The sequence below is a fragment of the Aeromonas sp. FDAARGOS 1408 genome, from assembly GCF_019048665.1.
Classification (GTDB): domain Bacteria; phylum Pseudomonadota; class Gammaproteobacteria; order Enterobacterales; family Aeromonadaceae; genus Aeromonas; species Aeromonas dhakensis.
This window is the reverse complement of record NZ_CP077394.1, coordinates 2,708,209-2,732,510: the sequence shown is the minus strand read 5'-3', so window position 1 is coordinate 2,732,510 and position 24,302 is coordinate 2,708,209. Positions and strand designations below refer to the sequence as shown.

The window sequence follows — 24,302 nt, the reverse complement described above, 5'->3', positions numbered from 1 at the left end:
GGGCAGTGAGTGCGGCATCTTATCCCAGCCGGGGCGTCAGGGCGAGCCGGGGCGGGGCAGGATGTGACCGGACGGGCAAATGAGCAGGGGGAGGCGACTGGCGCCTCCCCCTCGTCGTCAGGGCGGTCGTTACTTGGCGGCCACCATCATCAGGGCGGGCAGGGCGAAGAAGAGGCCCGCCACGTAACCGAGCGCCAGCAGCTTGTTCTCGCTGCCGACCCGGGCCAGCCCCTCGGCCGCCTTGACCGGCAGCTCGCGCAGGAAGGGCACCCCGTAGATGAGCACCACGGCGAACAGGTTGAACAGCACGTGCACCAGGGCGATGGTCAGCGCCAGCTTGGCCCCGGCACCGCTGATGGCGGTGGCGGCCAGCAGGGCGGTGATGGTGGTGCCGATATTGGCGCCCAGGGTGAAGGGGTAGAGCTGACGGGTGCTGAACACGCCGCCGCCGGCCAGCGGGATCATCAGGCTGGTGGTGGTGGAAGAGGACTGCACCATCACGGTAACCAGGGTGCCGGAGGCGATGCCGGTCAGCGGGCCGCGGCCCAGCGCCTTGTGCAGCACCTCTTTGGCACGGCCGACCAGCACCCGTTGCAGCACCTTGCCGAGCCAGGTGACGCAGCCGAGGATCAGCAGGATGCCGATGACGATGGTGGCGATGGCCGGCCCTTTACCAGGCAAGAAGGCCACCAGGTCGTCGATGAGGTTGAGGGCCGGGGAGATGAGGGGCTTCATGAAATCCATCCCCTTCATCGACATGTCGGCGGAGCCTACCAGCAGGGTGGCCAGCGCCTCGGCACTCTTTTGCAGCAGACCGAACATCAGCTCCAGCGGCAGGAAGATGAACACCGCCAGCAGGTTGAAGAAGTCATGCACGGTGGCGGCGGCAAAGGCGCGGCGAAACTCGCCCCGATCCCGGATATGGCCGAGGGAGACGATGGTGTTGGTGATGGTGGTGCCGAGGTTGGCGCCCATCACCATGGGGATGGCCATGCCGATGGGCAGGCCGCCGGCTACCAGACCGACGATCACCGAGGTGACCGTGCTGGAGGATTGCACCAGCGCGGTGGCCAGGATGCCGAGCAGCAGGGCGACGAAGGGGTTGTTGGCAAAGGCGAAGATCTGGGCCGCGCCTTCGGCGCCGCCGGAGAAGCCCTTGAAGCCGTGGGAGACGGCGCCGACGGCAACCAGGATCAGGTAGATCAGGGTGATCACAGCGAGCCAGTTGAACAGTGGGCCAGTACGACGGGTCTGCTGTTGTGCAAAAGATGGGGTGCTGTGCATGAAGCCTCTTGGGACAGTCTGCTTGAAAATGGACGGGCGCATTACAGCAGGGCTCCATGACAGAAATATGACAAAGTGACACTTTTGTGATGATTTGATGACATGGCCGGGTGGGGGAGATGGGACAGAAGGTGTCGGACTGGGCCGGGATCTCGCCCCGTTTGGCTGCGAATGTGTCTGACGGCTTGCAGCCGGGGGACAGGGCGTTATGCTGCGGTCTTTCTTATCTCAACCAGCGTGGTGTTGTTATGCGTGCATGGGTGTTGTGTCTGTCACTGGGTCTGCTGTCTGTCGGTGCCCAGGCGAGCGTGTTGAAATCCGAGTGCAACCTCGACAAGGCAATGAAGAACGAGGCGCTCAATGCGACCCTGGGGGTCAAGGGGCGCTGTGATACCGACAAGCTGGTGCGCCAGCAGAAAGAGAAGGCCGGGGCCGAGGTGAAGAAGCACACCACGGATGTGCTGGAGCAGAAGAGCGCCGGCCTCAAGGAGGGCAAGAGCCAGCTGCAGGGGACCCAGCAGAAGGTCAATCAGGCCGGCCAGCAGCTCAAGCAGACCCAGCAGGATGTGAAGGCGGTGGCCAAGGATCCGCTCAAGGCGGCTGCCACCGCGGTGATCAATCAGGGCTGATCAGCCTGCCCGCTCTAGGTGGGGCCGCGAGCGCGGCGTGCACAGCAAGAAGGGGAGCCATGGCTCCCCTTCTGCTTGGTTGGCGCTGGCCGCTTACTGCGAGTCGGCCGCCTCTTCGTACTGACGGAAGGGGATGCGGAACACCGCGAGGCGCAGGAACAGGTAGGTGACGCCGAGGCCGGCCCAGATCAGGCCCAGCTCCAGCGAGCTCTGCTCCAGGTTGATCCAGAGCGCGCCTATGGTGGCGGCACCCAGCAACGGCAGCAGCAGGAACAGCAGGTGCTCCTTGAGGCTCTTGTTGCGCTTCTCGCGCACCCAGAACTGACCGATGACCGACAGGTTGACGAAGGTGAAGGCCACCAGGGCACCGAAGTTCACCAGCGCCAGCGCCATGTCCAGATCGAACGACACCGCGGAGAGGGCCAGGGCGCCCACCATCAGCACGTTGATGGCCGGGGTGCGGTATTTCGGGTGGATGTAGCCGAATACCCGCTCCGGGATCATGCGATCGCGCCCCATCACGTAGAGGATGCGCGACACGCCGGCGTGGGCGGCCATGCCGGAGGCCAGCACGGCTACCGTGGTGCACACCAGCACCACGCTCTGGAACAGGGTGCCGCCGACGTAGAGGGCGATCTCCGGCAGCACGGCGTCCGGCTCCTTGAAGCGGGCCAGATCCGGGAAGTAGAGCTGCAGGAAGTAGGAGACGGTGACGAAGATGATGCCGCCGATGAGCGCGGTCAGCACGATGGCGCGCGGGATCACCTTGCCGGCGTTCGGGGTCTCTTCGGAGAGCGAGCTCAAGCCGTCGAAGCCCAGGAACGAGAAGCAGAGAATGGTCGCGCCGGTGAACAGCGGCACCATGCCGGCCGACTCGAAGTGGAACGGACGGCTGCTCAGCAGGGTTGCAGCCCCTTCACCCTGATAGATGCCCCAGCCCATCAGGCCGAGGAAGACGGTGATGATGGCCAGCTGGATGAAGACGATGACGCCGTTGAAGTTGGCCACCAGATTGATGCCGCGCAGGTTGAGGAAGGTCATCACGGTCACCAGACCGAAGATGAAGATCCAGGGCTCGACGCCGGGGAACATGGCGGTCAGGTAGATCTTGGCCAGCAGGATGTTGATCATCGGCATGAACATGTAGTCGAGCAGGGAAGACCAGCCGACCATGAAGCCGATGTAGGGGTTGAACACCTTCTGGGCGTAGGTATAGGCAGAGCCCGCGGAGGGGAACTTGCGCACCAGGTGGCCGTAGCTGATGGCGGTCAGCAGGATGCCGCCGAGCGCCAGCAGATAGGCGGTGGCGACGCGGCCTTCGGTAATGTCACCGACGATGGCGAAGGTATCGAATACCGCCATGGGTGTGAGGTAAGCCAGACCCATCACCACTACCTGGAAGAGGGTGAGCGTCTTGAGCAGCTTGGCACCGGCCATCACGCTTTCTCCTCTGTGATCGCCAGGGCGGCGAAGGGGGACGGGATCAGGGACGCAGCGCGTCGCTGGACACAGGGGGCGCCGGTCTGTGGCACAGACAAGTGGCGCACGCCGGCGGGGACCGGCAGGAAAGCAATGAAATGCCCCATGTATTTCCTCACAACGTCGGGAGATTGCCTGGCAATCTCGGTATCAATTCCGGTACAAAGTCCGGCCTCTTGGTGAATGTGGTTTACCCCTTAAAAACGAAGAACCGATGTTGCAAAAAACATCGGCTCTCAGGGGCGGCGTATTGTGCCCTCAGGGGGGGGAGGACACAAGCAAAAATGCCCCCGTCAGGGGATTTTGTTGACCTGGGTCAGGTCGGGGTTGAGCCCCCGGCTGGCAGCCTGTGCTGACAGGGGTGCGAGCGGAGCCGCTCTGGCGCGAAGGGCACTGTCACGGCGGGTGAACAGGGGTAAAAAAAACGCCCGCGAAAGGCGGGCGCAGTAGTCATGAAAAGGGGGCTCAGGAGGCGTCGGTTTCGGGCCGGCGCAGCTGGACCCGGAACACCGTCAGGCGCAGCAGCAGATAGAGGGCGCCGAGGGCGGCCCAGATCAGCCCAAGCTCGAAGGAGGCCGGCTCCAGGTTGAGCCAGAGCACGCCGATGCAGGCGGCGCCGCACAGGGGCAGCAGCAGGAAGATCAGGTGATCCCGCAGCGTCTTGTTGTGACCGAGCTTGACGTAGAAGTGGGCAATCACCGCCAGATTGACGAAGGTGAAGGCCACCAGGGCGCCGAAGTTGATCAGTGCTAGCGCCATCTCCAGATCGAACGACACCGCCGAGAGGGCCAGGATCCCCACCAGCAGCACGTTCAGCGCCGGGGTCTGCCAGGTCGGGTGGATATAGGCGAAGAAGCGGCTCGGCAGGGCGCGATCCCGTCCCATCACGTAGAGCAGGCGCGACACGCCGGCGTGGGAGGCGAGCCCCGAGGCCAGCACCGCCACCGTGGTGCAGACCAGCACCACCGCCTGGAACAGCTTGCCGCCCACATAGAGGGCGATCTCCGGCAGTACCGCATCCGGCTGCTGGAAGCGGGAGATGTCCGGGAAGAACAGCTGCAGGAAGTAGGAGACGGAGATGAACAGCACGCCGCCGATCAGCGCCGTCAGCACGATGGCGCGGGGGATCACCCGATCCGCGTTCGGCGTCTCTTCCGACAGGGTGGTGATGGCGTCAAAGCCGAGGAACGACAGACAGAGGATGGAGGCGCCGGTGAGCAGGGGGGCCACCGCCATCTGATCGGAGAAGAAGGGACGGCTGCTCGCCACCGTGCCGAGCCCCTCGCCATGGTAGACACCCCAGGCGATGAGGCCGATGAAGACGGCGATGATGCTGAACTGCATGATGACGATCAGGCTGTTGAAGTTGGCCACCAGCTTGATGCCGCGCAGGTTCAGGAAGGTCATGACGGCGGCCAGCCCCAGGATGTAGGTCCAGGGTTCCACGCTCGGGAACAGGGCCTCCATGTAGATCTTGGCCAGCAGCATGTTGATCATCGGCATGAACATGTAGTCGAGCAGGGAGACCCAGCCCACCATGAAGCCCACGTAAGGGTGGAACACCTTCTGGGCATAGGTGTAGGCGGAGCCTGCCGAGGGAAACTTGCGTACCAGGTGGCCGTAGCTCATGGCGGTGAACAGCATGCCGATGAGGGCGAACAGGTAGGCGGTGGGCACATGGCCTTCGGTGATTTCGGTGACGATGCCGAAGGTGTCAAACACCGCCATGGGGGTCAGGTAGGCCAGACCCATGATGACGACGTGCCACAGCTTCAGGCTTTTTTTCAGGCCGACGGGTTGGGCATTCATTGTGCTTTCCCCTCAATCCGGGCCGAAGGGATCAGGCTGACGGCATCAACCTGGGCATAGGGGGCGCCAGCAAGGCGGCGCAGACCGGCGCGGGCCGGCAGGAAAGCAGTGAAATACCCCATGGTGTTCCTCACTAGAGAAGCGGGTGTCGTGAGATGGCAACCCATCTCGCTATCTTTTCCGGTCGGTTCCGGCCTCGTTGTGGATTTGTTTGCCGCAAAAAAAGAACCTGACTCAGCAAGTGGTCGGTCCTTTTACGCGGCGGCGCATTGTGCATTCGTGTTGCCCCCTTGACAAGCATATCAAGGGGGCAAAAACGCATTTTTTTGCACTAATGGGCGAATGCTCTGTTTCAGATCAGGCGTGAGCCGCCTGCAGGGCCTGTTCAAGCAGGGTCAGCCCCTCCTCGATGATGGCCGGCGAGGCCGTCAGCGGCGCCAGGAAGCGGATGACGTTGGCACGCACGCCGCAGGCCAGTAGCACCAGCCCGCGTTTGCCCGCCTCGGCCACCAGTCGCTTGGTGAGGTCGGCATCCGGCTGGTTTGCATCGCGCTGCTTGACCAGCTCCATGGCCACCATGGCGCCGGGGCCGCGGATGTCGCCGATGCAGTCAAAACGCTCGGCCAGCTGCTGCAGGCGCGCCTTGATCTGCTCGCCCTGGGCCTGGGCCTGCTGGTTGAGACGCTCCTCTTCGATCACCTCCAGCACCGCCAGGGCGGCGGCGCAGGCGATGGGCGAGCCGGCGTAGGTGCCGCCCAGGCCACCCGGCTTGGCGGCGTTCATCACCTCCGCCTTGCCCACCACGGCGGAGAGCGGGAAGCCGCCGGCCAGGCTCTTGGCGAGCGTCATGATGTCCGGCTCGATGCCGCTGTATTCGGTGGCGAAGGTCTTGCCGGTGCGGCAGAAACCGCTCTGGATCTCGTCGCAGATGAGCAGGATGCCGTGCTGATCGCACAGCTGGCGTAGGCGCTGCATGAAGCTGGCGGAGGCGGGGTAGAAGCCCCCTTCACCCTGCACCGGCTCGATGATGATGGCGGCCACCCGGGTCGGTTCGATATCCGAGCTGAAGCAGAGATCCAGCGCGGCCAGCGCATCGGCCTCGCTCACTCCCAGATAGTCGCTCGGGAAGGGCAGGTGATAGACCTCCCCCGGGAAGGGGCCGAAACCGGTCTTGTAGGGCACCACCTTGCCGGTGAGCGCCATCCCCATCATGGTGCGGCCGTGAAAGCCCCCCTTGAAGGCGATGGTGCCGCTGCGGCCGGTGTGGGCGCGGGCGATCTTGATGGCGTTCTCCACCGCCTCGGCGCCGGTGGAGAGAAACAGGGTGCGCTTCGGGGTAGGGCCGGGCACCAGGGCATTCAACTTCTCCGCCAGCTCGATATAGCCGGGGTAGGGGGTGACCTGGAAACAGGTGTGGCTGAATTTTTCCAGCTGCGCGCGTACCGCGGCCACCACTTTCGGATGGTTGTGGCCGGTGTTGAGCACGGCGATGCCGGAGGCAAAATCGATGTAGCGGTTGCCCTCCACATCCCACAGTTCGGCGTTTTGCGCCCGCTCGATAAACACCGGCAGCAGGGTGCCGACGCCGTTGACCACGGCGGCTTCGCGGCGCGCTTGCCACGCCTTGTTTGATGCTGACTGACTCATCTTTCCTCCCTGAGGGGCCGGGGGCCCCTGTCTCAATGTGGCGAGGCCCCCTTGGGAGCACTCACTTCGTCCTTGTGAACTGATATGGCTGCGCCGGCGGGTGGCGGGCCCCTGTTGCAGGCCCGGCTGCCGGCGCAAGATGTGACTGCCTAGCGGATGCCGCCGAAGCAGAGATATTTGGTCTCGAGGTACTCCTCCAGCCCCTCGGCCGCCCCTTCACGACCCAGGCCCGACTCCTTGATGCCGCCAAAGGGGGCCAGCTCGGTCGAGATGATCCCCTCGTTGATGCCGACCATGCCGTATTCGAGCTGCTCGGCCACCCGCCAGACGCGGGCGATGTCGCGGCCATAGAAGTAGGCGGCGAGGCCGTATGGGGTGTCGTTGGCCAGGGTGATGGCTTCGGCCTCGGTCTCGAAGCGCACCAGCGGCGCGACCGGGCCGAAGATCTCCTCCTGCAGGATGGGGTTGGTTTTATCCACCTTGCCCAGAATGGTGGGCTGGTAGAAGAGCGGGCCGGCGGGGTGGGCTTCGCCCCCCAGCAGCAGCTCGGCGCCGGCGGCGGTGGCCTGTTTGACCAGCTCGGCCACCTTGCTGGCGGCGGCCGGGTTGATGAGCGGACCTATCTGGGTGCCCTCGCTCATGCCGTCGCCCACCTTGAAGGCCTTGACGGCGGCGGTGAGCTTCTCGGCGAAGGCGTCGTAGATGCCGGCCTGCACCAGGATACGGTTGGCGCAGACACAGGTCTGGCCGGCGTTGCGGTATTTGGAGGCGAGCGCCCCGGCGATGGCGGCGTCGAGGTCGGCGTCGTCAAACACGATGAAGGGGGCGTTGCCGCCGAGCTCCAGCGACAGCTTCTTCATGGTGTCGGCGCACTGGCGCATCAACAGCTTGCCGATGCGGGTGGAGCCGGTGAAGGAGAGCTTGCGCACCGTCTTGTTGTTGCACAGCTCGTTGCCCACCACCGCGGCCTGATGGCTGGTGACGATGTTGATGACCCCGGCCGGGATCCCTGCCTGCTCTGCCAGTGCCGCCAGCGCCAGGGCGCAGAGCGGGGTCTCGGCGGCCGGCTTGATGACGATGGTGCAACCGGCGGCCAGCGCCGGGCCCGCCTTGCGGGTGATCATGGCGATGGGGAAGTTCCAGGGGGTGATGGCGGCGACCACCCCGACCGGCTGCTTGATGGTAGCCAGCCGGCGATCGCTGGAGAAGCCCGGAATGGTGCGGCCATAGGCGCGTTTGCCCTCTTCCGCGAACCACTGGATGAAGCTGGCACCGTAGGCCACCTCCCCCTTGGCCTCGGCCAGCGGCTTGCCCTGCTCGCAGGTCATGATGCGGGCCAGCTCCTCCTGGTTGGCCATGATGAGCTCGAACCAGGCGTAGAGCCGGTTGCTGCGCTCCTTGGCGGTGAGCGCGGCCCAGCCCGGCTGGGCTGCGTGGGCGGCGGCGATGGCGCGGCGGGTGTCGCCCTCGTCCATGTCGGGTACCTGGGTGATGACCTGGCCGGTGGCCGGGTTGTGCACCTCGAACCGGCGTCCGCCGCCGGCTTCGCACCAGCGACCATCTATATAGGCAAGGGATTTGATCAGGGAGAGTGCGGGTTGTGATGCTGACATAGATAGCAAGCCTCGATTGTGGGTCAGGGGGCCGGCTCATCCTGTGCCGCCACCGTATAGAATAATAAGCACAGGAAGACCATAAATTGAGCTGAAATGTTTTTCAAGTGTTAAATATATTTGAGTAAACTGTGTCTCGCGTGCTAGAAATGGAGCTGTTGGAGCGATTTTACCGGTTTCTGTGGTGCAGGGTGTGCAAAATAATGAACGGAGTGCACTGTGCAGGATAACAAACAGGTCGGTCGGATTGACTCGCTATTTTAACCGGGGCCGCCAATGGCTCCTACCAGGCACACAGGGAGGTGGCCGAATGCAGCAACCACAGGGCGAGACGCGCTGGCAGTCCATGACCGACAACCCGCTGGCGCAGAATACCCAGGCGCAGAGCATGGGGGAGCGGTTGGCCGCCACTCGCCGCCGGCTGGGGCTCTCCCAGCGGCGGGTGGCCGAGCTGAGCGGGCTGACCCATGGCGCCATCTGCATGATAGAGCAGGACAAGGTGAGCCCGTCGGTGGCCTCTTTGCAAAAGTTGCTCAGCGTCTATGAGCTGCCGCTGTCGCGCTTCTTTGCCGAAGAGGAGGTGGCGAGCACGCCGAGCGTGGTGATCAGGGCCGAGCAGCTGATCGAGCTGGGCAGCCAGGGGGTCTCCATGAAGCTGGTGCACAACGGCAACAACCGCCGCCAGCTCGGCTTCATGCTGGAGACCTACGCTCCCGGCACCGACACCGGTGGCCAGGTCACCCATCTGGGGGAGGAGGTGGGTACCGTGCTGGAGGGGTCGGTGATCCTGACGGTGGCGGGCCAGACCTATCAGCTCAGTGCCGGGGACAGCTACGTGATCGACACGGGCGAGCCCCACAGTTTCAGCAATCCGTCGGGGCAGGTGTGCCGCATCGTCAGCGCCCACACCCCGGCCAACTTCTAGTGTCGAGACATCGTCTCGTTTGGGAAAAGAACTTGTAAGGAAACAGGGATCATGACCGAACATGTAAACAGTTACTACGCAGCCAGTGCCAACCAACACGCGCCCTATCCGACGCTGACCGAACAGCTGGAGTGCGACGTCTGCGTCATCGGGGCGGGTTATACCGGCCTCTCCAGCGCGTTGCACCTGGTGGAAAAGGGCTATTCGGTGGTGGTACTGGAGGCGGCCCGGGTGGGCTTTGGCGCCAGCGGTCGCAACGGCGGCCAGATCGTCAACTCCTACAGCCGCGACATCGACACCATAGAAGCGAATTGCCCGCCGGAACAGGCCAGGCTGCTCGGTTCCATGCTGTTTGAGGGGGGCCAGATCATCCGCGAGCGGATCAAGCGCTACAACATCCAGTGTGATCTGCAGGAGGGCGGGGTGTTCGCCGCCGAGACCGAGAAGCAGTTGCACGAGCTCAAGGCGCAATATGAGCGCTGGCAGAAGTGGGGCAATGACAAGCTGGAGCTGCTCGATGCCGACGGTGTGCGCGAGGTGGTAGCGAGCGATCGCTACGTCGGCGCCCTGCTCGACAAGAGCGGCGGCCACATCCACCCCCTCAACCTGGCGCTGGGGGAGGCGGAGGCCATCCGCTTGCAGGGGGGCAAGATCTTCGAACAGTCTGCCGTCACCAGCATCACGCCGGGTCAGCCTGCCCTGGTCAAGACCGCCAAGGGGGCGGTCAAGGCGCGCTACGTGGTGGTGGCCGGCAACGCCTACCTCGGCAATCTGGTGCCCGAGCTCGCCGGCAAGAGCATGCCGTGCGGCACCCAGGTGATCGCCACCGAGGTGCTTGGAGAGGAGCGGGCCCGCTCGCTGTTGCCGCAAAACTACTGTCTGGAAGATTGCAACTATCTGCTCGACTACTACCGCACCTCTGGCGATCACCGGCTGATCTATGGCGGTGGTGTGGTCTATGGGGCGCGGGATCCGGCGGACATCGAGCGGCTGATCATCCCCAAGATGCTCAAGACCTTCCCCCAGCTGGCGGACGTCAAGGTGGAGTACACCTGGACCGGCAACTTCCTGCTCACCCTGTCGCGTCTGCCGCAGTTTGGCCGCATCGGCCACAACATCTATTACATGCAGGGCTACAGCGGTCATGGCGTCACCTGTACCCATCTGGCGGGCAAGCTGCTCGCCGAGGTGTTGAGCGGTCAGGCGGAGCGTTTCGATGCGTTCGCCAAGCTGCCGCACTACCCCTTCCCGGGTGGTCGCCTGTTCCGGATCCCCTTCACCGCCGCCGGCGCCGCCTGGTACACCCTGCGCGATCGGCTGGGGGTGTGAGCCGGTCCGTGCCGTGCACACTCTCAAGGAAAAAGAAACACCGCCAGCTGGCGGTGTTTTGCTTTATATGGGCGCTTATTGGGCCAGGGACTTCAACTGCTGCTTGTCCGGCGGGTTGTTCCAGTCGATGGGGCCATGGGTGAAGCGGTACTGCAGGCGGGGCAGGCTGGTCTCCAGCCACTCATCCCGAAAATAGGCGTAGCCCTGATCCCAGTCCGGGTCGTTGGCCCAGCCGGTCTGCAGGAAGTAGAGTCGGGTGCCCTGACCTTCCGGCACGAAGCGCAGGCAGACCTGGGTCTTCTGTTGGCGGATATGGGGCAGGGAGGGGGGAAAATTCCAGCTGAAACTGAGCAGGTCGTGGGGCATGACGGCCATCACCCGGCAACCTTCGCTGCCACGCTCGCCCAGCGGGGCATCGGGTCTGAAATAGATTTCGAAGGGACCATTCGGTTCCGGCACCATCAGGCATTCCGGCGCCAGAAAACTGCGCAGGCCGCTTTCGGTTGTCCAGGCACGCCAGACGTCGTCGATATGGGCCGGAACAAAGATATTGCCTTCTATCTGCTTGTTATCCATAAATCAGCGAGCCTCAAAACATCCATACACGGGACTCAGGCAGTATAGTCCCATGGCTCATGAAATGGACAGAGGTGTGTCACACCCCTGCCATCGCGGCGGCGTTATTCTGTGCCGGCGATTTGACAGGGCCCCCGTGTTCCGTGGAGAGTGGGGTGGTACTCATATGACAGGGACAGTTTGATGATCAGAGCCATGCGAGAGACGGATATTCCCCAGTTGGCGCAGCTGTTTTTGAAAGGGCGGCGGCAGACCTTTCACTGGGTCGACCCCGCCCAGTTCCGGCTGGAAGACTTTGACGAGCAGACCCGGGGCGAGCAGATCTGGGTGGCCGAACAGGGGGGAACACCCTGCGGCTTCATCTCCATCTGGGGCGATGAGAGTTTCGTACACCACCTCTATGTCTCGGCTGACTGGCATGGCCAGGGCATGGGACGGGCCCTGCTGAATCAGGGGCTGGCCCCCTTCAACAAGCCTGCATCCCTCAAGGTGGCCACCAACAACACGGCGGCGCTGGCGTTTTATCACCGGCTGGGTTGGCAGAATACGGCGGAAACCGGCCACTGCGAGATCACCGGCCCCTGGCGGCGACTGATCCTGGAATAAGCCGGTTTGCCATGCCCCGTTTGCCTATTCGCACTGGGGAGGTTGCCGGCAGCCATCGCCGGCAATATATAGTGTCAATTGTCTACCTAGAGTCTCGTGTGAGTGGCGGAAAAATTAACAGCCGTGGCTAATTGTAAAAATAGCTGGCATCACCTGCCGGAAAATATGACAAGCTGTGCCGGATCTATTTGCCATGCGTTACATGGGGGAATTGCATGGTAAACCATCTTGCAGGCGGGCCAATGAGTAATGGCTGAATAAAGTAGCCGCTATATTCAGCCAGAACTTTTTTGTTAAGAAAGTGACAGCTCTTATAAAAACATTATGTTGTTCTCAAACTGCCGTGCTATTCTCAAGCTGTGTTATCCCTGTGACAAACAAAAATAATTCTGTGAGGAAGTAATGAACGAGTTTCTGAAAGTTCTGCTGAACATTCGCAGCCTGCGTGCGGCCATCCGTGAATTGCCGTTTGAACAGCTGCAAGAAGCAAAAGAGAAGTTCGATCTGGTATATAACGAGCGCGCCGAATCTGTTGAACAGGAGCGTGCCGAGCAGGAAGAGCGTCAGCGCAAGCTGAACGAGTTTACCGAAATGCTGCAGCAGGCCGGTATCGATCCCCGTGAACTGCTGAACAGCGCTGCCGCCCCGGCTGCCGCTGCCGGCGCGACCAAGAGCAAGCGTGCTCCGCGTCCTGCCAAGTACAAGTATCAGGAAGATGGCCAGGAGAAGACCTGGACCGGTCAGGGCCGTATGCCCAAGGCCATTGCCGAGCAAGTTGCGCTGGGCAAGGATCTGAATGATTTCCTGATCTGATCCCTGAGGGTCGATCATGAATGATGCCGCCCATGAGGCGGCATTATTATTTGTGCTCATTGAAAGCCGCCCCTGTCAATTCCCCATGCTGTTTTATCCGACTGGTTTTTGTCGCATGACACTCGCATGATGTCACCCCTATTTGTTGCCGCCTGATTGAACGATTAATTTCCACTTGGCTGGTTTTTTCATCACCGACATCGTTTTTATGGTGTGACTGGCTGCCTTCTTCTCCTCCTGTTGCTGGACTCATATAGCCCGTCAAGTATTAGGTAGGTCATTCCAGGACGATACCATCAGCATTAAGAGATCGCCTGTTTCTGGCGCCTTGCCTCTCCCCTTGGTTGTGCCCATGGCATTAATCGGTCGGGTCACTGTCAGCGACCTGATTGGACGAACCACAGTGTATTACCCCGGTTGTTTTATTGCGGCGGGAGCAAGATACCTGCGCACTTTTTATGGGAAAGAGATGCCCTGGGCATTTAATCGGTGGTATGGCGGGGAGATTGGAAAAGGAGAGTGGGGAAATAATAAGGCTCCCGTTACGAGAGCCTTATTCACCCTATAGATTCAACTTGCCAGCTGGGCCGGCCAGCGAACAGGGTCCGGCCGGGGCTGTCCCGGATATTGGCGGCGCCGCTCGACGGCATCCGCCAGCATGGCGAGCAGGGTCTGGGTATCGTCCCAGCAGAGGCAGGCATCGGTGACCGACTGGCCGTAGACCAGCTCGCTCAGAGGGGCCGGTTTCTGGCTGCCACCCTGCAGGAAACTCTCGACCATGACGGCGGCGATGGCGTCGCTGCCTTCTGCCAGCTGGCGGCAGAGCTCTCCCGCCACCCGGATCTGGTTCTTGTGCAGCTTCTGGCTGTTGCCATGGCTGCAATCCACCATCAGCCGGGGGGGGAGCCCCTGCCGTGCCAGCCGCTCGGCCGCTTCTTCCACGTCGTGCTGGTGGTAATTGGGGCGGGTGCCACCGCGCAAAATGATGTGGCCGGCCGGGTTGCCTTCACTCTTGATCACCACCATGCCGCCCTGGCTGCCGGGGGCGGTAAACAGGTGGGAGGCTTCGCTCGCCTGAATGGCATCGATGGCCACCCGGATGTTGCCGTCCGTCCCGTTCTTGAAGCCGACGGGGCAGGGCAGGGCTGAGGCCAGCTGCCGGTGCACTTGCGACTCGGTGGTGCGGGCACCGATCGCCCCCCAGCTGATGAGATCGGCCAGGTAGAGGAAGCTGGTGGTATCGAGAAACTCGGTGGCGGTGGCCAGCCCCAGCTGGTTGATGTCGAGCAGCAGCTGGCGCGCGAGCCGCATGCCGTGGTTGATGTCGTTGCTGCCATCCAGATGGGGATCGAACACCAGCCCCTTCCAGCCCACCGTGGTGCGGGGCTTCTCGAAATAGGTGCGCATCACTATCTGCAGCCGATCCTGATAGGCGTGGGCCAGCGAGGCCAGCCGTCTGGCATAGTCGAGGGCGGCGAGGGGATCGTGGATGGAGCAGGGGCCAATCACCACCAGCAGGCGATCGTCCTCTCCTGCCAGGATCCGGCGAGCCTGCTGGCGGTGCTGGTCGATCCGGGTCGCCAGCTCGGCGGGACAGGGATGAAGTGCCAACAGGTCGGCAGGAGTGGGGAGTACCTCCACCGCGAAGGCGCGCATTACCGAGTTTAAAACTGCCATCTGGATTACCTTGCTGTGCATAGGAGTGAGTGACGTGCACTCCACACCGGAACCCGGACGGGAGCTGCAATGGGGCGTCATCACCTGTTATTGTTGAGAGTGATTATCATTATCTTTTTGTCGGCCGCAAATGCAAGCACAACCGAGTGGCACACCAGAATGGGGGGAGAGCGCCGGCGGGCAAGGCCGCTCCAATGGCAATCAAGCCCATGACCGGCAGGCCATGGGCTTGATATTTCAGGACAAAATCAGCTGATTCAGCTGTCCATCACGTCGTGACGGGCATGGTGATAGGCCTCTTCATCCTTGCCGTGGCGCCAGTAGGGCACGGCGTACACCCGGGTGCGATCCACCTCGAGCGTGCGCCGTACGTGACGGCGCATGGGGACCACCAAGCCCTCTTCCCCGCCAAACCAGAAGTAGCTCTGTTGCTCCTCCAGCGGCAGGGCGGTGAAGTACTCCACCAGCGGCGCCGTCTGCTCAGGGGTGCCGACAAACCAGCGCAGGCTTACCCCGGCGGGCAGCGACAGATCCTGCACATCTTCCTGATAGGGCACCAGCAGGGCGATGTGGCCGCGGGCATCGGCAGGCATCACCTCAATCATGGCGCTGATGGCGGGCAGGGCGGTGAGATCCCCCACCATGTAGTAGTAACTGGCCGGTTGCAGCATGGGATCCGGGCCACCGGGGCCCGAGATGGCCAGCAGATTGCCGGGCTTGGCCTGGCTGGCGAAACGGCTGGCGGGGCCGCCATCATCGTGCAGGGCGAAGTCGATATCCAGCTCCAGCGCCTCGCGGCGAAACGCGCGAATGGTGAAGGTGCGCATGATGGGACGCTGGCTCGGATCTTCCCAGCGCGGCCCCTGCGGGGTGGGCGTGGGCAGCACGGCATGGGCCTGGCCCGGCTGGGGCAGCATGATCTTGATATGGGCGCCGCCACAGGTGAAGGGGTAGTCAGCGAGCTCCGGGCTGGTCAGGCAGATCCGGCGCAGGTGCGGGCTCACATCCTGAATGTGCTTGACCGTGAGCAGGCGGGGGCGGTTGACCGGGGCGGACTGGGACATGGGCATACTCCTGACTGATAATGGCGCCCATTCTTCATTAAATGAAAATTATTATCAATTGGTTTGTGTGACAGAGTCAGAGAGGGGAAAGCGAAGGGAAGTTCAGTGGCGTGCAGAAAAATAGCCCCCTCGCCATGGGGCGAGGGGGCTGGGCTCAGAGGCGATCGCTGCCCCCCAGCGCCTTGTAGATCCTGGCCATGGTGTTGAGCTGCTCCTTCTGCTGGCCGAGCAGGGCGAGCTCGGCGTCCCACAGCCGGTTCTGCTCATCCAGCCAGGGTTGTACCCCGGTGGCGCCGGCCTGGTAGCGGGCTCTCGCCAGCCGCTCCGCCTCTTTGGCAAAGTCCAGCTGCTCGGCCAGGTAGCTCAGGCGTTGCTCGCCGTGGTGGCGGGCGGTCAGACCATCCTCCACCTCCACCAGCGCACCGTAGAGCTGCTTGCGAAACTCCGCTTCGGCTATCTGGTAATCGAGCTCGGCGCCGGCGATGGCGAGCCGGGTCTTGTTGTACTCGAGGAAGGGCAGCGCCAACGTGGCGCCCAGGGTGCCCACCGGGTTTTGCAGCACCTGGGTCAGGGTGTCCGAGCTGCTGTTGGCGCCGCCGGTCAGCTTCAATGTGGGGTAGAGGCCCGTGCGGATCTCGTCCCCCTTCGCCAGGGTCTTGCGCAGGCGCAGCTCGGCGGCACGCACGTCGGGACGCCGCGCCAGCACGTCGGCCGGAATGCCGACCGCCAGGGTGGGGATGGCGGCCGTCGGCAGCGCCTTGGGTTCGAACGCCAGCGGGCCGCTGCTGCGACCGAGCAACAGGCGCAGGGCATTGCGGGCCTGCTCCTGCTGCATCAGAAGCGAGCTGAGCTCCGCCTGTTTGCCGGCCTTCTGCTGGCTGGCCTGCACCAGATCGAGCCGGGTCACGGCGCCAGCCCGGTACTTGGCCTGGGTCAGCTGCTCGGCGCGCACATAGTTGGCGAGCTGCTGCTGGCCCAGGGTGATGGCCGAGCCAAGGTAGGCCAGCTGCCAATATTGCTCGAGCGCCTTGCCGATCAGCATCAGGCGGGTGGCGGCCAGATCCTGGGCGGACGCCTCGGCCTCCCAGCTAGCCTGATCCCGCACCGAGGCGAGCCTGCCCCACAGATCCACCTCATAGCCGAGGGTCAGGGAGGGGCCCATGCTGCCTTCACTCTTGCCGCTCTTCAGATTCTTGGTGCCATTGCCGCCGAGGCTGGCATCGACCGAGGGGGTCAGGTTGGTGTCGGCCAGATCGGCACTGAGCAGGGCGCTGCGCAGGCGCAGGCCGGCGACCTGCATGTCCGGGTTGGCCGCCAGCACGGCCTCGATCAGCCGATTGAGCTCGGGATCGTGGAAGCCCTGCCACCAGGGGCCGGCCAGCTGGCGGTTAAGACCGTCCTCTGGCTGCTGCCAATGATCGGCCAGTGCCAGCTCCTGCCGCTGATAGCTGCTCTGCTGGCTGCAGGCGCCGAGGCCGAGCGCCAGGGTGAGGCAGAGCCCCAGTTTGGATAAGTGGTACATCGTCATTCCCTCGCCAGCGCCTCGACCGGATCGAGCCGGGCGGCATTGCGGGCGGGCAGATAGCCAAACAGGATCCCGATGAGCGAGGAACAGCCAAACGCCATCAGGATGGAAAAGAGCGAGAAGTGCATCTGGATGCTCTCCACGAACAGGGAGAAGAGCAGGCCGATGAAGAGGGATACCCCCACCCCGAGCATGCCCCCCAGCAGGCTAACCATCACCGCTTCGATCAGAAACTGCTGCAGTATGTCCGACTGGCGGGCACCGACCGCGATGCGGATGCCGATCTCGCGGGTGCGCTCCACCACCGACACCAGCATGATGTTCATCACCCCGACGCCGCCGACGATGAGGGAGATCACCGCGATGGCGGAGACCAGCAGGGTCATGGTGGCGGTGGTCTTCTCCACCGACTTGATGATGCTGTCGCTGCTGAAGGTGAAGAAGTCCTTCACCCCGTGGCGCTGGGTCAGCAGCTCGATGGCGGCCTGTTCGGCCAGCGCCGGTTGCACCCCGTCCTTGACCCGGATGGTGAGCTGGCTGAAGTGGTTCTGGGAGATGAGGCGGCTCATCACGGCGCTGTAGGGCAGCCAGACGTTCACCGACTGGCCGCTGCGACCAAACCCGGTCTCCTCTTCCACCACGCCGACGATGCGCACCGGCAGGGTGCCGACCAGCACCACCTGGCCGACGGGATCCTGCTTGCCGAGCAGGCTCTCTATGGTCTTGCCGTCCACTACCGCCACCGCGGTCCGGTTCTGGATGTCGCGCTCGTCAAACAGCCGGCCGTTGGTGAGCTTCATCCCCTTGACCCGGAAGAAGTCGCTGCCGACCCCGACTATGCTGCCGCTGTTGGTCTTGTTGCGATAGCGCAGCTGGCCGGAGGCGGCGATCTGGGGGCTGGCCCCTTCCAGGTAGGGTTGGCCGAGCAGGGCGTCGAGATCCCGCTTGTTGAGGGTCTGGATGCTGGCGGCTTTCTCGTCCCCCCAATCCTTGCCGGGGAAGATGTCGATGGTGTTGGTGCCCATGGCATTGATCTGGTCGATCACCTTGGCACGGGCCCCCTGGCCGAGCGCCACCACGCTCACCACGGCGGCGATACCGATGATGATGCCGAGCATGGTGAGGAAGGTGCGCATGCGGTGGGCCAGCATGGCGTGCAGCGCCATGCGTGCCGCTTCCCGGTAGCGATCCCAGTCGTGGCCTGCCCCTTCCTTGCCGGCGGGGGCGGCGGTCGGGGTCACGGGGGCGGCCGGTTTGCGGCCGCTGTCTTCCTGCACCCGGCCATCTTTCAGGGTGATGATCCGGTCGGCGTGGCTGGCCACCTCCATGTCGTGGGTCACCAGGATGATGGTGTGGCCCTGGGCGTGCAGCTCCCTGAGGATGGCCATCACCTCCTTGCCGCTCTGGCTGTCGAGGGCCCCGGTGGGTTCGTCCGCCAGGATCACCTCGCCGCCGTTGGCCAGCGCCCGGGCGATACTGACCCGCTGCTGCTGGCCGCCGGAGAGCTGGCTCGGGGTGTGATGGCTGCGCTCACTGAGCCCCAGTCTCGCCAGCAGTGCCTGGGAGCGGGCCTGGCGCTCGGCTCGCGGTGTGCCGGCGTAGACGGCCGGGATCTCCACGTTGGCGGCGGCATTGAGGTGCGGCAACAGGTGGTAGCGCTGAAAGATGAAGCCGAAGTGGTGACAGCGCAGTCTGGCGAGGGAGAGGGCGTCCAGGGTCGCGGTATCCTGGCCGCGGAACAGGTACTGGCCGCTGCTCGGCCGATCGAGGCAGCCGAGCAGGTTCATCAGGGTCGACTTGCCGGAGCCGGAGGCGCCGACGATGGCGATCATCTCTCCCGCCTCGATGGCGAGATCGAGGGGATGGAGCACGGTCACTTCCTGCTCTCCGCTCTGGTAGCGCCGCTCGATCCCCTTGAGCTGGATCAGAGGCTCGCTCACAGCATGATCTCCACGTCATTGCCACTGACCGGCGAACCCTGGTTCAGGGTGACCTTCTCCTGTTCGCTCAGGCCGCTGACCACCTCCACCTTGATGTCATCCTTCATGCCGGTCTTGATGCGGCGAGTCTCCTTCTGGTCATCCTCCTTGAGCAGGGTGACCTCGTACTCGTTCTCCCCGAGCTTCTTGCCAAGGGCGGTCTGCGGAATGGTCAGCACCTGCTTGCGCTCGCCGAGCACTATGGTGACCTGGGTGGTCATGGCGACCCGCAGGGTGTGATCCGGGTTGGGCACGTCGAACAGGGCGTAGTAGTAGACGGCGGCGTTGTTGGTGGCCGTGGTGCTGGTGGCCTGCTCATTGATGTTGGTGGGGGCCAGCTCGACGGTGCGCAGGGTGCCGTGATAGCGGGTGTCCGGATCCCCCATCAGGGTGAAATAGACCGGCATGCCAGCCTTGACCCGGGTGACGTCCGCTTCGGAGATCTGCGCCTTGACCGTCATGGTCTCCAGGTTGGCGAGCTTGAGCAGGGTCGGCACCGTCTGGCTGGCGGCCAGGGTCTGCCCCTGGCGGGTCACTATGCTGACGACGGTACCATCCATGGGCGCCTGAATGCGGTTGTAGCCGAGCTCCGTCTTGGCTCGCTCCACCTTGATCTGGGCATTGTCGACTTCAGCCAATGCCCCCTGCAGCTCGGCTCTGGTCACGGCCAGCTGGGCTTCGGCGCTCTCCAGATCGGCGCGCGAGCTCGCCTCCTGCCTGAACATCTGCTGCTGGCGACGCCAGCTCAGCTCGTTCTGCTTGAGCTGGGCCTGCTTGATCTTGAGCTGGGCGCGGCGGCTGGCGAGATCCGCCTCGGCGGTCTTGAGGTTGTTCTGGGCGATCAGCGGATCGATCTCGGCCAGCAGGTCTCCCTGCTTGACCTTCTGACCTGCCTCCACCGCCAGATAGGTGACCTGGCCCGAGACCTGGGCACCGACGTCTACCTGCTCGATGGCCTGCAGCACACCGCTGGCCAGCACGGTCTGCTCCACGTCCTGGCGGGTCACCTCGGCGGTCAGTACCGGCTCGGGAGCCTTGTTCGGCCAGGCCAGCCAGCCGATGGCGAGCACGGGCACGAGGGCGAGCAGGGCAATTTTTCTCTGCTTGGGAGTGATGTTCATTTTTCACCTGAAAGAAGCGAACGAAGGCGTGCAAGGGCAACATCCTGCAGCAAACGAGGCTCAAAAAACAGTGATGAATATGTAAGAAAACATGTAGATAGTCTTGTCACTAGCGTGCCCTGGCCGGGCTTCCTAGCGAGCAGACGGGGCGGGGGGGCAGCGGGCGAAAAAGCCCGCTGCGGGCGGTCATTCTGGCACCCGGCCTGAGTCGGCGGGGGCCGGTCGTCAGCCGACGGCCTTGAGTTGTTCGGCGTAGGGCTCGTGGCAGATCTGGATGTCGAGCGGCAGCTTGTAGATAAGCAGGCGGGCCAGGGAGCCCTCCATCCAGTGGTGACGGCTGCCGACCAGCAGCAGATCCATCGGGTGAGTGGCCAGCCAGCGTTTCAGGTCGGGCACCACGTCATCGACCACCAGGCACTGGTAATCCACCGGGTGTTGCAGGGTGGTGATGAGCTCGCTGATGATGGCCTTGGCGTCCAGCGTACCCTGGGCGCTGCGCTCCTCTTCCGACAGCGACAGGCTGTTGCGGCGCATCTTGCTGCTGTGGGTCAGGTGCAGCAGGGTGAGCTCGCCCCCCATTCCTTGTGCCAATTGACTCGCTTTGGCCAGCGTCTCCTGCTCGTAATCCTTGCCTTCCAGCAACAGCACGATATTGGTTGAGGTCATAAGCAGTTCTCCCTTGGCATGGTGCGGGTCACCCGGGACAAACGGCCTGTCCCATATCACTGTGTACCCGCTATGTGTCGCATAGCACGAACCTGTCCCTGTGGCTGCAGGCGTCACCGGGTGTCGCTGATGCAGCGCCAGGGCATGTTCGTTTACATCATCATAACAGACTGAGTTGAATGGAAAATGAAGGAAAAGCGGGGCTGGGCGGGCAAATGACGTGCGAGCCGTCAAAAGTATGAGCAAAGCAGGGGTTGGCCCCTCTCTGGAACCATGCCGGACTGTGTCGGCAGGCAGACGGCAAGGTAACAAGAGAGTGGGCGGGACGGGTGAGCAGACGGCGAGTCCAGCGTGAAGCGGGACTCGTCGGGTCAGCGTCAGAGTGGCTTGCCCGCCAGATAGCTCGTCAGCCAGGGCAGCCCCTCTTTCTTGCGACTGACGGCGCCAATGAGCTGGATGGGGTGGGCGGGCAGGATGCCGTTGCTGGCGAAATGGAGCTGGCTGCCCCCCTGAGCCAGGTCGGTCAGCATCAGGACATAGGCATCCAGCCCATCCTCTGCCAGCCGCAGCTGCATGGCTTGTTCCAGTTCCGCCTGCCGGCTGTGCAGCTGACCCGGATCCATCACGCAGATCTGGCTGACATAGAGCTGGTAACCGGCGATCCGGTATGCCTTCTCGTCGGCGGCGAGCAGTTCGGCCATGGGGGCGTCACCGAGCTGGGTGCGGCGCTCCAGCAGGGTCTGGGCGAAGGGTTCCAGTGCCAGATCCGCCAGCGGCAGCAGGGCATGGACGGCGGCGCGATCGCGCGCCGTGGTGGTGGGCGAGGTGAGGCTGAATGTATCGCTGATGATGGCCCCGAGCAGCAGGCGAGCCTGGGCGCGGGAGAGGGTATGGTAACCCATCAGCTCCAGCAGCACGGTGGCGCTGCAGCCCACGGCCCGGATCCAGGCATCGAGCGGCCCACGGGTAATGAGAGTGCCGATGCGGTGGTGGTCGATGAGGCCCTGCACGTCGGCCTCTGCCAGTCCCTCCGGCCCCTGCTCCAGCTCGCTGAAATCCACCAGGAACACCTGCTTGTTGGCCACGCTGCCCTGCAGCAGGGGCGGGGCGGCGACGCCGGCGGTTTCCAGAATGAAGCGGGTTTCAGCGATGGGCTCGCCGAGGGCATAGGCCTGGGCAGGGCGGCCCTGGCGATTGAGCCAGTCGGCAGCCACCAGGGCGGTACAGATGCTGTCGCTATCGGGATTCTTGTGGCCAAACACGTGGAGCATGGTGCCATTCCTGCGGTTGATGACGTACCTGAGGCAAGATCAGGTATGCGGGGCAAACGGGAAAACAGGGGGTTGCCCTGCTCTGGATTCACTCTATGCGCCGTCCCCGCTGATGGCAACCGGCGCAGGCCGCTATGTACCGGGCGAGACCCTGTTGTAAAAGGGGCGCGCACACTAGCAGCGGAATCGCCTTGGGGCTGGGTAGGGAGGCAGACCAGGGTTGCAGATTAGGGCAGGGAGGCACACTCGGACAGGGAGACAAGCGGAAGGAGATGGCTGTGTGGCAAGCGCCGGGGGATCGCCCATGACCGCAAGGTTCACGCTGCAAGAGGTGGATAGGGGGATGGGCAAGCAAGGAGATTAGGCCGGGTCTCGGTATGAGCGAGAGGCTATGAGGCTTCGATCCGGCCAGGCAGGCCGTGACCATTCAAACCGCCAGAAAGTGATCTCTCGGGGGGGAGCTCTCCAGAATGCGGCAACGGCGGCATGGTGATGATGCACCCGCCGCGGCGCAGCAAACCGCCGTCACCAGCAGGCGGGGTTACGCGGGGAACATGATCCTCAACGTGGGCCCCGCGTGCAGATGGCTGACCTTTGCCTCAGCAGGCCAGCAGTTCGCGAGCGTTGGCCAGGGTGTTGTCGGTGATCTGATCGCCTCCCAGCAGACGGGCCAGCTCGTTGAGACGGGCACTTTGATCCAGCGCCTGCATCTGGGTTTCGGTGGTCTTGCCGTCGGTGTGCTTGCTCACCACCATGTGCTGGTGCCCCTTGCCTGCGACCTGGGGCAGGTGGGTGACCACCATCACCTGGGTCGACTCGCCGAGCTGGCGCAGCAGGCGACCAACCACGGCCGCTGTCGGGCCACTGATCCCCACGTCCACTTCATCGAAGATCAGGGTCGGCGTCGAGATCTTGCGGGCGCTGATCACCACGATGGCGAGACTGATGCGCGACAGTTCACCGCCGGAGGCCACCTTGCCGAGCGGCTGGATGGGCTGGCCCGGGTTGGTGGTGACCATGAACTCTACGCGGTCGATGCCGAGCGGTGACAGGCTGCTCTGGGCATCGGGGCGCACCTCGATGGCGAAGCGGCCGTCCGGCATCGCCAGCTCGTGCATGCTGGCACTCACCTTGGCGCCGAGTTCCTCGGCATAGCGTTGGCGACTCTGGCTCAGGGCCTCGGCGGCCTGCACGAAGGCCTGGCGGGCCTCGGCCAGCTCGTCTTCCATCCCCTCCAGCCGCTCTTCGTCTGAGTTGAGGCGCGCCAGATCGGCGGCCAGCTCCTGATGGTGCAGGGCCAGCTCCGCCGGTTTGACGTGGTGCTTGCGGGCCAGGTTGATGGCTTTGGAGAGGCGGCTCTCCAGCTCGTTGAAGCGCTCGGGATCCAGCTCCAGCCGATCCAGGTAGCTGCGCAGCTCGCTGTGGCTCTCCTGCACCCCGATCAGGGCCTCGTTGAGCATGCCGAGCACGTCGCCCAGCCGGCTGTCCATGGCGACCAGCCCCTCGGCCCGATCGACGACGGTCTGCAGCAGACCGGCGATGGTGGTCTCCTCGTTGTCATAGAGCAGATCCAGACAGGCGCCGCACTCCTGCATCAGCTCGGTGCCGTTGGCCAGGCGCTGATGCTCCTCCTCGATCTCTTCAAACTCCCCCGGTTGCAGCGCAAATTCATCCAGCTCCTGCACCTGGTATTCGATGAGCTGGCGGCGGGCCTCCCGCTGCTGCTGCTCGGCCTTGAGCCGGTTGAGCTCGTTCTGCAGCTGGCGCCACTGCTGGTATTGGCGGCGCACCTCATCGAGCAGCAGATGGTGGCCGGCGTAGCCATCGAGCAGGGCGAGCTGGTAATCGGGTTTGAGCAGCATCTGGTGGGCATGCTGGCCATGGACGTTGACCAGCAGCTGGCCCAGGTTCTTGAGCTGGGTGAGGGGCACGGGCACGCCGTTGATGTAGCTGCGTGAGCGCCCCTCGGCGGAGATGACCCGCCGCACTATGCATTCCCCTTCGTTTTCCAGCTCGTTGGTGGCCAGCCAGGCGCGAGCGGCCGGGTTGCCGTCCAGCAGGAAGCGGGCGCTGACCTCGCTCTTGTCACTGTCCGGTCGCACCATGCCCGCTTCGGCACGCTCCCCCAGGCACAGGCCCAGGGCATCGATGGCGATGGATTTGCCCGCCCCGGTCTCACCCGTGATGCAGGTCATGCCCGGTTGCAGATCGAGTTCGAGAAACTTGACGATGGCGAAGTTGTTGACGGTCAGCTGGGTCAGCATGGTCTCATCCTGTATGGGCCAACAT

The 24,302-nt window shown here is 63.7% G+C and carries 21 protein-coding genes; 5 read left to right on the top strand and 16 right to left on the bottom strand.

The window, feature by feature from the left end; translation table 11 throughout:
- Positions 1-129: 129 nt before the first annotated feature.
- The gene (locus I6L38_RS12485) at positions 130-1,284 is read right to left on the bottom strand and encodes a sodium:phosphate symporter (protein ID WP_017780726.1); all 1,155 of its coding nucleotides are present in this window, start codon (positions 1,282-1,284) and stop codon (positions 130-132) included.
- A 248-nt stretch (positions 1,285-1,532) separates the two neighbouring features.
- Here I6L38_RS12485 and I6L38_RS12480 point away from each other — a divergent pair, with 248 nt between their 5' ends.
- A complete protein-coding gene (locus tag I6L38_RS12480) occupies positions 1,533-1,913 on the top strand; it encodes a hypothetical protein (RefSeq protein ID WP_065016932.1) in 381 nt (126 codons plus the stop codon).
- Between the two features lie 93 nt (positions 1,914-2,006).
- On the opposite strand, the gene I6L38_RS12475 is transcribed toward I6L38_RS12480, so the two are convergent.
- From I6L38_RS12475 to I6L38_RS12455, 6 genes are all read right to left on the bottom strand, one after another.
- Positions 2,007-3,350, bottom strand: coding sequence for an APC family permease (locus tag I6L38_RS12475; RefSeq protein WP_005303054.1), 1,344 nt, complete (start codon positions 3,348-3,350; stop codon positions 2,007-2,009).
- Complete coding sequence (locus I6L38_RS12470; protein ID WP_017765716.1) at positions 3,350-3,499, bottom strand: hypothetical protein; 150 nt, start codon at positions 3,497-3,499, stop codon at positions 3,350-3,352. Before I6L38_RS12470 ends, I6L38_RS12475 begins: the two co-directional genes overlap by 1 nt.
- A gap of 358 nt (positions 3,500-3,857) precedes the next feature.
- Entirely contained in the window at positions 3,858-5,201 is a 1,344-nt protein-coding gene (locus tag I6L38_RS12465; RefSeq protein ID WP_005303048.1) for an APC family permease, read from the bottom strand.
- Positions 5,198-5,323, bottom strand: coding sequence for a hypothetical protein (locus I6L38_RS22735; RefSeq protein ID WP_005303046.1), 126 nt, complete (start codon positions 5,321-5,323; stop codon positions 5,198-5,200). Before I6L38_RS22735 ends, I6L38_RS12465 begins: the two co-directional genes overlap by 4 nt.
- Positions 5,324-5,558: 235 nt before the next feature.
- On the bottom strand, positions 5,559-6,848 hold the full coding sequence (gabT, locus tag I6L38_RS12460; protein ID WP_139431314.1) for a 4-aminobutyrate--2-oxoglutarate transaminase: 1,290 nt from the start codon (positions 6,846-6,848) through the stop codon (positions 5,559-5,561).
- Between the two features lie 149 nt (positions 6,849-6,997).
- Positions 6,998-8,461, bottom strand: a complete 1,464-nt coding sequence (locus I6L38_RS12455; protein ID WP_216988551.1) for an NAD-dependent succinate-semialdehyde dehydrogenase — start codon at positions 8,459-8,461, stop codon at positions 6,998-7,000.
- Between the two features lie 310 nt (positions 8,462-8,771).
- On the opposite strand from I6L38_RS12455, the gene puuR reads away from it, so the two are divergent.
- On the top strand, positions 8,772-9,386 hold the full coding sequence (gene puuR / locus I6L38_RS12450; RefSeq protein ID WP_017782011.1) for an HTH-type transcriptional regulator PuuR: 615 nt from the start codon (positions 8,772-8,774) through the stop codon (positions 9,384-9,386).
- Between the two features lie 51 nt (positions 9,387-9,437).
- Positions 9,438-10,715: an FAD-binding oxidoreductase gene (locus I6L38_RS12445; RefSeq protein ID WP_216988550.1), complete on the top strand. Its 1,278-nt coding sequence runs from the start codon at positions 9,438-9,440 to the stop codon at positions 10,713-10,715.
- A 75-nt stretch (positions 10,716-10,790) separates the two neighbouring features.
- Here the strand turns inward: I6L38_RS12445 and I6L38_RS12440 are convergent, their stop codons facing one another.
- Positions 10,791-11,291 (bottom strand): SRPBCC domain-containing protein, encoded by a 501-nt coding sequence (locus I6L38_RS12440; RefSeq protein ID WP_005303036.1) that lies wholly within the window; start codon positions 11,289-11,291, stop codon positions 10,791-10,793.
- Positions 11,292-11,474: 183 nt separating this feature from the next.
- Here I6L38_RS12440 and I6L38_RS12435 point away from each other — a divergent pair, with 183 nt between their 5' ends.
- Positions 11,475-11,897 carry a GNAT family N-acetyltransferase gene (locus tag I6L38_RS12435; protein WP_005303034.1) on the top strand — a complete coding sequence of 141 codons (423 nt, stop codon included), beginning with the start codon at positions 11,475-11,477 and terminating at the stop codon, positions 11,895-11,897.
- Positions 11,898-12,299: 402 nt separating this feature from the next.
- Complete coding sequence (locus I6L38_RS12430) at positions 12,300-12,710, top strand: H-NS family nucleoid-associated regulatory protein (RefSeq protein ID WP_043171531.1); 411 nt, start codon at positions 12,300-12,302, stop codon at positions 12,708-12,710.
- Between the two features lie 570 nt (positions 12,711-13,280).
- Here the strand turns inward: I6L38_RS12430 and I6L38_RS12425 are convergent.
- The 8 genes from I6L38_RS12425 to recN form a co-directional block, all read right to left on the bottom strand.
- A complete protein-coding gene (locus tag I6L38_RS12425) occupies positions 13,281-14,387 on the bottom strand; it encodes a 3-deoxy-7-phosphoheptulonate synthase (RefSeq protein WP_201882310.1) in 1,107 nt (368 codons plus the stop codon).
- Positions 14,388-14,644: 257 nt separating this feature from the next.
- Entirely contained in the window at positions 14,645-15,451 is an 807-nt protein-coding gene (locus I6L38_RS12420; RefSeq protein WP_201882308.1) for a siderophore-interacting protein, read from the bottom strand.
- A gap of 154 nt (positions 15,452-15,605) precedes the next feature.
- Positions 15,606-16,979 carry an efflux transporter outer membrane subunit gene (locus tag I6L38_RS12415; protein ID WP_216988549.1) on the bottom strand — a complete coding sequence of 458 codons (1,374 nt, stop codon included), beginning with the start codon at positions 16,977-16,979 and terminating at the stop codon, positions 15,606-15,608.
- Entirely contained in the window at positions 16,976-18,916 is a 1,941-nt protein-coding gene (locus tag I6L38_RS12410; protein ID WP_201988864.1) for a MacB family efflux pump subunit, read from the bottom strand. The genes I6L38_RS12415 and I6L38_RS12410 overlap by 4 nt, the downstream gene beginning before the upstream one ends.
- Positions 18,913-20,076 (bottom strand): macrolide transporter subunit MacA, encoded by a 1,164-nt coding sequence (gene macA, locus I6L38_RS12405; RefSeq protein WP_017782017.1) that lies wholly within the window; start codon positions 20,074-20,076, stop codon positions 18,913-18,915. Before macA ends, I6L38_RS12410 begins: the two co-directional genes overlap by 4 nt.
- A gap of 225 nt (positions 20,077-20,301) precedes the next feature.
- The gene (locus I6L38_RS12400; protein ID WP_005303019.1) at positions 20,302-20,742 is read right to left on the bottom strand and encodes a universal stress protein; all 441 of its coding nucleotides are present in this window, start codon (positions 20,740-20,742) and stop codon (positions 20,302-20,304) included.
- 377 nt (positions 20,743-21,119) lie between these two features.
- Positions 21,120-22,013 carry a DHHA2 domain-containing protein gene (locus I6L38_RS12395; protein WP_216988548.1) on the bottom strand — a complete coding sequence of 298 codons (894 nt, stop codon included), beginning with the start codon at positions 22,011-22,013 and terminating at the stop codon, positions 21,120-21,122.
- Positions 22,014-22,612: 599 nt separating this feature from the next.
- Positions 22,613-24,277, bottom strand: a complete 1,665-nt coding sequence (gene recN / locus I6L38_RS12390) for a DNA repair protein RecN (RefSeq protein ID WP_010633364.1) — start codon at positions 24,275-24,277, stop codon at positions 22,613-22,615.
- Positions 24,278-24,302 lie beyond the last annotated feature (25 nt).